The organism is Streptomyces sp. NPDC089919 (assembly GCF_040684615.1).
Lineage (GTDB): Bacteria > Actinomycetota > Actinomycetes > Streptomycetales > Streptomycetaceae > Streptomyces.
In genome coordinates this window covers 1-7622 of record NZ_JBFBGK010000184.1, presented here as the reverse complement: position 1 = coordinate 7622, position 7622 = coordinate 1, and the positions used below count along the sequence as shown (strand labels likewise).

8 protein-coding genes are annotated in these 7622 nt (G+C 69.7%); 2 read left to right on the top strand and 6 right to left on the bottom strand.

Annotated features, from left to right (window positions below):
- Positions 1 to 201: 201 nt before the first annotated feature.
- The gene (locus AB0O40_RS36955) at positions 202 to 1164 is read right to left on the bottom strand and encodes a zinc-binding dehydrogenase (RefSeq protein ID WP_365050506.1); all 963 of its coding nucleotides are present in this window, start codon (positions 1162 to 1164) and stop codon (positions 202 to 204) included.
- Positions 1165 to 1432: 268 nt separating this feature from the next.
- Entirely contained in the window at positions 1433 to 1828 is a 396-nt protein-coding gene (gene sodN, locus AB0O40_RS36950; protein ID WP_365050504.1) for a superoxide dismutase, Ni, read from the bottom strand.
- A gap of 169 nt (positions 1829 to 1997) precedes the next feature.
- On the opposite strand from sodN, the gene sodX reads away from it, so the two are divergent.
- Positions 1998 to 2423, top strand: coding sequence for a nickel-type superoxide dismutase maturation protease (gene sodX / locus AB0O40_RS36945; RefSeq protein WP_365050508.1), 426 nt, complete (start codon positions 1998 to 2000; stop codon positions 2421 to 2423).
- Here the strand turns inward: sodX and AB0O40_RS36940 are convergent.
- The 4 genes from AB0O40_RS36940 to AB0O40_RS36925 all read right to left on the bottom strand — a co-directional run bounded on the left by AB0O40_RS36940 (position 2327) and on the right by AB0O40_RS36925 (position 5949).
- On the bottom strand, positions 2327 to 2956 hold the full coding sequence (locus tag AB0O40_RS36940) for a CGNR zinc finger domain-containing protein (protein ID WP_365050502.1): 630 nt from the start codon (positions 2954 to 2956) through the stop codon (positions 2327 to 2329). The genes sodX and AB0O40_RS36940 overlap by 97 nt on opposite strands.
- Positions 2957 to 3248: 292 nt before the next feature.
- Complete coding sequence (locus AB0O40_RS36935; RefSeq protein WP_365050501.1) at positions 3249 to 4016, bottom strand: amino acid ABC transporter ATP-binding protein; 768 nt, start codon at positions 4014 to 4016, stop codon at positions 3249 to 3251.
- Positions 4013 to 4963 carry an amino acid ABC transporter permease gene (locus AB0O40_RS36930; RefSeq protein WP_365050499.1) on the bottom strand — a complete coding sequence of 317 codons (951 nt, stop codon included), beginning with the start codon at positions 4961 to 4963 and terminating at the stop codon, positions 4013 to 4015. The genes AB0O40_RS36935 and AB0O40_RS36930 overlap by 4 nt, the downstream gene beginning before the upstream one ends.
- Before the next feature lie 29 nt (positions 4964 to 4992).
- A complete protein-coding gene (locus tag AB0O40_RS36925; RefSeq protein ID WP_365050497.1) occupies positions 4993 to 5949 on the bottom strand; it encodes an ABC transporter substrate-binding protein in 957 nt (318 codons plus the stop codon).
- A gap of 532 nt (positions 5950 to 6481) precedes the next feature.
- Between AB0O40_RS36925 and AB0O40_RS36920 the strand changes: the two genes are divergently transcribed.
- Positions 6482 to 7622, top strand: a 1141-nt coding sequence (locus AB0O40_RS36920; RefSeq protein WP_365050495.1) for an NADP-dependent malic enzyme, incomplete at its 3' end; no start/stop codon positions are given.

Here is a 7622-nt window from a genome sequence, read left to right as displayed (position 1 = left end):
CGTACTGAAGACAACCGCTGGAGACGCCCGGTGTCGGGGCTCCGCCCCGGACCCCGCGCCTCAAACTCCCCCAGCTACCGCTGGGAGGTGCCCCCAGCGAGGCTGGATGTGCCGGGCGCCGGCGGGGCTGGATTTGCCCCCGTCGGCGGGGTGGAGGCCCCCGGCGGCAAGGGGGCCTCGGAGCAGGGCCCGCCGGTGGGGTCAGACGGTGAGGACGATCTTGCCGAAGAGGTCGCCGGTGGCCATGCGTGCGAAGCCTTCGCGGGCTCGGTCCAGGGGGAGTACCTGGTCGATGACGGGGCGGACGCCGGTGGTCGCGCAGAAGGCGAGCAGGTCCTCCAGCTCGTCCTTGGAGCCCATCGTCGAGCCCACGACCTTCAGTTCGAGGAAGAAGATCCGGGTCAGCTCGGCGTGCGAGGGGCGGTCGCCGCTGGTGGCGCCGGAGATGACGATCGTGCCGCCGGGCCGCAGCGACTTGACCGAGTGGGACCAGGTCGCCGCGCCCACCGTCTCCATCACCGCGTCCATCTTGTGCGGCAGCCGCGCACCCGGCTCGAAGGCCTCCAGCGCGCCCAGCTCCACGGCCCGCTTCCGCTTGGCCTCGTCCCGGCTGGTGGCGAAGACCCGCAGGCCGGCGGCCCGGCCCAGGACGATCGCGGCGGTGGCCACACCCCCGCCGGCGCCCTGGACGAGCACCGAGTCGCCCGGCCGTACCCCGCCGTTGGTGAAGAGCATCCGGTACGCCGTCAGCCAGGCGGTCGGCAGGCAGGCGGCCTCCTCGAAGCTGAGCTCCTTCGGCTTCGGCAGGACGTTCCAGGCCGGTACGGTCACCTGCTCGGCGAAGGTGCCCTGGTAACGCTCCGTCAGGATCGAGCGGGGCTCCGTCGGGCCCACGCCGTGGCCGCTCTGGCCGATGACGGAGTGCAGGACGACCTCGTTGCCGTCCTGGTCGATCCCGGCGGCGTCGCAGCCGAGGATCATGGGGAGCTTGTCCTCGCCGAGGCCGACTCCGCGCAGCGACCACAGGTCGTGGTGGTTGAGCGAGGCGGCCTTGACGTTCACGGTCACCCAGCCGGGCCGGGCCTCGGGTGCCGGGCGCTCGCCCAGCTCGAGGCCGCTCAGCGGCTGGTCACGGTCGATGCGGGCGGCGTAGGCGGCGAACATGCCCCGGACGCTACCGCCCGGTAGCGGGCCGGCCAAGGGCCTCCGGCAGTGATCCCCCCGACGCCCCGCGGCACTTGCGCCGCCCGTCCCGACCCGTACCGACCCCGCCGTACCGCCCCACGGGCCGTCCGGGCCCCGCATCGGAAACCCTGGCACCCGGGCCGAAAACGGCCGCACCCGGCCCGCGGGAAGCGGACCGGGTACGGACGGCAGGGACCGTGGCCCGCGGCGGGTGCCCGGGGGCGCCGCGCGGACCGGGCGCGCCGGATCAGGCGGCCTTGGTCTCCCAGAAGATGCGGTCGATCTCGGCGATGAGCTCGAGGGCCTTCGCGCCGGTCGCCGGGTCGTTCGACGCCTTGGCGGCCGAGAGGGCCTTCAGGGTGTCGTTGACCAGCTCGTGCAGCTGGGGGTACTTCTCGAAGTGCGGGGGCTTGAAGTAGTCGCTCCACAGCACCGAGACGTGGTGCTTGGCGAGCTCGGCGCGCTGCTCCTTGATGACCAGGGCGCGGGCGCGGAAGTCCGCGTCCTCGTTGGCCTGGTACTTCTCCTGGACAGCCTTGACGGACTCGGCCTCGATGCGGGCCTGGGCGGGGTCGTAGACACCGCAAGGCAGGTCGCAGTGGGCGCTGACCTTCACCTTGGGCGCAAACAGGCGGGAAAGCATTGAGCTTGTCCTCCTCGTGATCGTCTTCTCAGGTGGGAGATTACTCCGTGAGAAAGCGGATTTCGCGAGCGCCCCCTTGGGCTTGGGACAAAAGTCCAGGGTCAGGATGGGAGGGCTGGAGCGACGTACGGGATGACGTGCCGGGAGGTGTCACGTGCCGAAGGGGTGGGTGTCGAGGGTGCCGTTGCGGGTGCCGGTCAAGGTGCGCCTGGGGAACGCCGAGGTCACGGGTCCCTCGATGGTGCCCACGCTGCACCACGGCGACCAACTGCTGGTGCAGTACGGGGCCCGGGTCCGGCCCGGTGGCGTGGTGGTGCTGCGGCACCCCTTCCAGCAGGACCTGCTGGTGGTCAAGCGGGCCGCGGAGCGGCGGCCGGCCGGCTGGTGGGTGCTGGGGGACAACGCCTTCGCGGGCGGTGACAGCACGGACTACGGCGCCGTCCCCGAGGAGCTGGTGCTGGCCGTGGTCCGGCTGCGCTACCGCCCGCGCGACCCCGCTCAGACCTCGCTGGCGGCCCGGGTCTCCTGGGCGCTCTCGGCGCTGCGGCCGGTGCTCGCGGACCGCTCGGCCTCCAGGCGCTTGCGGGCCCGGTAGGCGGCGACGTTGGCGCGGGTGGCGCACCGGTCGGAGCAGTAGCGCCGGGAGCGGTTGGTGGAGGTGTCCAGGTAGGCGTTGCGGCAGGGCGCGGCCTGGCACAGCCCCAGCCGGTCGGCGCCGTACTCGGTGAGGTGGAAGGCCAGCCCCATGCAGGCGATGGCCGCGAAGCCGGCCGTGGCGTTGGAGGGGTGGTCGGCCAGGTGCAGGTGCCAGCGCGGCCGGCCGTGTTCGTCGAGGTAGTCGTGCCCGGAGATCTGCGGGCTGACCGGGAACTCCAGCAGCAGGGAGTTGAGCAGGTCGACGGCGAGGGTCTGGTCGCCGGTGTCGGCCGCCTCGAAGATCGCCCGCAGCCGGGCCCGGACCGCGCGGAAACGGGTGACGTCGGCGTCCGTGGCGCGGCGGGCCGCCGAGGCGTTGGCGCCGAAGAGGCCCCGGACCGCCTCGACGGAGGTCAGCGTGTCCTTGTTGCGGGCCGGCTCCTCGCTGTTGACCAGGCGCACTGCATAGTCCGAGTAATGGGCCAGTTCCACGTGTAGTCCTTACGGTGGCAGGCTGGGGTCGTCACCATGGGCCGGTAATGGCTGCCATGACCTTCAGGGTATTACGTGCCGGGGGTGGTCCGTGCGGTACGGGAAGTATCACGGACGGGCCGCCCCGACGGTTCCCGGACGCCCGGGCCGGTGCCCCCGGCGCCCTGGTCCTAGGTCTCGGGTCGGAACCCGAAAAAGTCGGTCGGACTCGAAGAAGGCCGGGACCCGGGGGACCCCGGACACGCCTCGGGGGCGGTACGGAGATCCGTACCGCCCCCGGGCGCACGCGCGGCTAGAGCACCTTGGAGAGGAACGCCTTGGTGCGGTCGTGCTGCGGGTTGCCCAGGACGTCGCGCGGGTGGCCGGACTCGACCACGACACCGCCGTCCATGAACACCAGGTTGTCGCCGACCTCGCGGGCGAAGCCCATCTCGTGGGTCACCACGATCATGGTCATGCCCGACTCGGCCAGGTCCCGCATGACGTCCAGGACGTCGCCCACCAGCTCCGGGTCGAGCGCCGAGGTGGGCTCGTCGAAGAGCATCAGCTTGGGCTCCATGGCCAGCGCGCGGGCGATCGCCACGCGCTGCTGCTGGCCGCCGGAGAGCTGCGAGGGGTAGTTGCCGCCCTTGTCGCCCAGGCCGACCCGGTCGAGCAGGCGCACGGCGCGCTCGCGGGCCACCGCCTTGGACTCGCCCTTGACCTGGACCGGGGCCTCCATGACGTTCTCTATGGCCGTCATGTGGGGGAAGAGGTTGAAGCGCTGGAAGACCATGCCGATGTCCCGGCGCTGGGCCGCGACCTCGCTGTCCTTCAGCTCGTAGAGCTTGTCGCCCTTCTGCTTGTAGCCCACCAGGTGGCCGTCGACCGAGAGCCGGCCGCCGTTGATGCGCTCCAGGTGGTTGATGCAGCGCAGGAAGGTGGACTTGCCGGAGCCGGACGGGCCGACCAGGCAGAAGACCTCCCGGGGAGCGACCTCGAGGTCGATCCCGCGCAGGATGTGGGCGGTGCCGTAGGACTTGTGGACGCCCTCGGCCTTGACCATCGGCTGGCCGGTCATGCGCGGGCCTCCGGGGAACGCTTGAACATGGTCAGGTTGGCGCGGATCCGCTGGAACGGGGTCGGCGGCAGGTTGCGGATCGAACCGCGGGCGAAGCGGCGCTCCAGGTAGTACTGGCCGACGCTGAAGACGCTCGTCAGGGCCAGGTACCAGATGGAGGCCACGAACAGCATCTCCATGACGGCGCCGGCCGTGTTGCCGATGTTCGACGAGGCGCGCAGCAGCTCGGTGTACTGCACGGCCGAGACCAGCGACGAGGTCTTGAGCATGTTGATGAACTCGTTGCCCGTGGGGGGCACGATCACCCGCATGGCCTGCGGCAGGACGACCCGCCACATGGTCTTGGTCTGCGACATGCCGAGCGCGTGCGCGGCCTCGGTCTGGCCCTCGTCGACCGACTGGATGCCGGCCCGGACGATCTCCGCCATGTACGCGCCCTCGTTCAGGCCGAGCCCCAGGAGGGCGACCATGAACGGGGTCATCACGTCGACCATCTCGTCCTTGTAGAACGGGCCGAGGTTCAGGTAGTGGAAGATCAGCGAGAGGTTGAACCAGACGAGCAGCTGGACGTAGACCGGCGTGCCGCGGAAGAACCAGATGTAGAGCCAGGCCACCGCGCCGGTGACCGGGTTCTTCGAGAGGCGCATCACGGCGAAGAGGATGCCGAGGACCAGGCCGAGGGCCATGGCCGTCACGCTGATCACGACGGTCTTCCACAGACCGCTGAGCACGGAGCTGTCGAACAGCTTGTCCCCGACCGTCGCCCAGATGACGTCGCCCTGGGAGAAGGCGTAGACGAGCCAGCCGAGCAGGGCCACGACCACCACGGCGCTGACGTAGCGGCCGTAGTGGCGGACGGGGATGGCCTTGATCGCCTCGAAGGGGACTTCCGAGGCGGGAGGGCCGGCCGGAGCGGCGGCCGGGCCCTTGTCGATCTTGTCAGTCACAGTGACTGCCCTTCAGTGGAGCGCGGAGGTCACTTGCCGGCGTTGACGGTCGACTGGGTGACGGCGCTGTCCTTGACGTTCCACTTCTCCAGGACCTTGGCGTAGGAGCCGTCCTTGATGATGGCGTCGAGGGCTTCCTTGACGGCGTCGCGGAGCTGCGTGTTGTCCTTGGAGACGCCGATGCCGAAGAGGCCGACGTCCGCCTGGTTGCCGGCGACCTCGAAGTCGTTGCCGCCGCCCGAGGTCTTGGCGATGTACGCCGCGACCGGGTAGTCGTTCAGGTCGGCGACGGCGCCGCCGGCCTTGACGCGGGTCTGCGCCTCGGCGTCGGTGTCGAAGGCCTGGATGGTGAGCTTCTTGGCGCCGCACTTGGTGGCCTGCGCCTTGAAGGTGTCCTCGTAGATCGTGCCGCGCTGGACGGCGACGGTCTTGCCGCAGAGGTCGTCGAGGGACTTGATGCCCTGCGGGTTGCCCTTCTTGACCAGCAGCGAGACGCCGGAGGAGAAGTAGTCGACGAAGTCGATCCCCTTGCCGATCTTCTTGCCGGAGTCGTCGAGGCCGTCCTGGCGCTTCTTGTTGTCCGTCATCGAGGACATGATCAGGTCCTGGCGGCCGGTGTAGATCGAGGTGATCAGGCCGTCGAAGGTGCCGGAGACCATCTCCATCTTGACGCCGAGCTGCTTGCCGAGGGCCTCGGCGATGTCGGGGTCGACACCGACGATCTTGCCTTCCTCGGTGAACTCCATCGGGGCGTAGGCGGCGTCCGTGCCGACCTTGATGACCTTGGAGTCCTGGTACTTCTTCGGCAGCTTCGAGAACAGCGGGGCCGCGCTGGAGCCCGGGGTCTCGGAGGAGGAGGAGCTGCCGCTCTTGTCGGTCTGGTCGCCACAGCCGGCCAGCAGGAGGCTGCCGGCGACCGCGATGGCGCCGACCGCGGCGATCCGGGACCGGGCGGCGGTCGTACGACGGGTGGTGCTTGCGGTCATGAGCTTGTTCCTCCGGCGGGGGTAGGACAGCGGCCGAAAAGAGGTCGGGCACGCACCTTCGAGTGTCGCGACCTCGTGTGATTACGGCATCTTGCCATTCGGACCCCGGGATTCAGACGGCCAGCCAGGTCAAAATCCCATAACGGGTGTCCGGGGATGTCCAACATGCCTGCGGACAAGCGTGATCGAGGCCGGAGATTCCGTCGCCGGAGGGTCTTGACACCGCGCATTTTGCGGTCCGTCTCGGCCAGTGGACGGGCCCTGCCGGACTTATCGGCAAAACCGGACAATGACCGTAGGATCGAGCCGTAATCGACTCGTCTGGGCGAGCGTTCTTCAGGTAGAACAGATCCTTACACCCCTCATCCGGGGCTCAGGGCGCGTGTGCGGCGCGCCCGCGCGTACGAAAACCTCCCCTCTGAGGGACGACGGCCCACCCGCCGGCGGAATTCGGAGCTCGAACGCGGTGCCCGCCCACCCCTGACCCAGGAGTGGCCACCCTCAACGAATAAAGACTTAAGGGGTCAAATAAGTGGCAGCGGAGATCGTCAATCCTCGCAGCGACAGCGTCACGGACAACAATCCGGACGCGGCCTTCGCGTTGCACCGTGGCGGGAAGATGGCCGTGCAGGCCACCGTTCCCGTCCGTAACAAGGACGACCTGTCCCTCGCGTACACGCCGGGCGTCGCGAAGGTGTGCAGCGCCATCGCAGAGCAGCCCGAGCTGGTCTACGACTACACCTGGAAGTCCAACGTCGTCGCCGTCGTCACCGACGGCACCGCCGTGCTCGGACTCGGTGACATCGGGCCGGAAGCCTCCCTCCCCGTGATGGAGGGCAAGGCGATCCTCTTCAAGCAGTTCGGCGGCGTCGACGCGGTGCCGATCGCGCTCGCGACCACGGACACCGAGGAGATCATCGAGACGGTCATCCGCCTCGCCCCGTCGTTCGGGGGGGTGAACCTGGAGGACATCTCGGCCCCCCGCTGCTTCGAGATCGAGCGCCGCCTCCAGGAGGCCCTGGACATCCCGATCTTCCACGACGACCAGCACGGCACGGCCATCGTCACCCTGGCCGCCCTGCGCAACGCCGCCAAGCTCACCGGTCGCACCCTCGGCGACCTGCGCGCGGTCATCTCGGGCGCCGGCGCGGCGGGCATCGCCATCGCCAAGATCCTGGTCGACGCGGGCATCGGCGACGTCTGCGTCACCGACCGCAAGGGCGTGGTCTCCAGCGACCGCACCGACCTCACGGACGTCAAGGCCGAGATCGCGGGCCTGACGAACAAGACCGGGCTCTCCGGCACCCTCGAGACGGCCCTGGCCGGCGCCGACGTCTTCATCGGCGTCTCCGGCGGCACCGTCCCCGAGGAGGCCGTGGCCGCCATGGCGAAGGACTCCTTCGTCTTCGCGATGGCCAACCCGAACCCCGAGGTCCACCCGGACGTCGCCCACAAGTACGCGGCCGTCGTGGCCACGGGCCGCAGCGACTTCCCGAACCAGATCAACAACGTCCTGGCCTTCCCCGGCATCTTCGCCGGCGCCCTCAAGGTCCGGGATGTTCGAACGTTTGTGTCGTATGTGCGAGACGTGGGTGCGCAGACCCCAGCCGTGCCGGTCGGAAATCGCGTCGAGCTGGGCCGCGGCCTGCTCGCACCAGGGCCACTCGGTGGCC

Bases quoted from the DNA above. Each gene is read 5' to 3' on its own strand.
- AB0O40_RS36955 (WP_365050506.1), bottom strand. From the start codon at position 1,164: ATGTTCGCCGCCTACGCCGCCCGCATCGACCGTGACCAGCCGCTGAGC.
- sodN (WP_365050504.1), bottom strand. From the start codon at position 1,828: ATGCTTTCCCGCCTGTTTGCGCCCAAGGTGAAGGTCAGCGCCCACTGC.
- AB0O40_RS36935 (WP_365050501.1), bottom strand. From the start codon at position 4,016: ATGACCGGCCAGCCGATGGTCAAGGCCGAGGGCGTCCACAAGTCCTAC.
- AB0O40_RS36925 (WP_365050497.1), bottom strand. From the start codon at position 5,949: ATGACCGCAAGCACCACCCGTCGTACGACCGCCGCCCGGTCCCGGATC.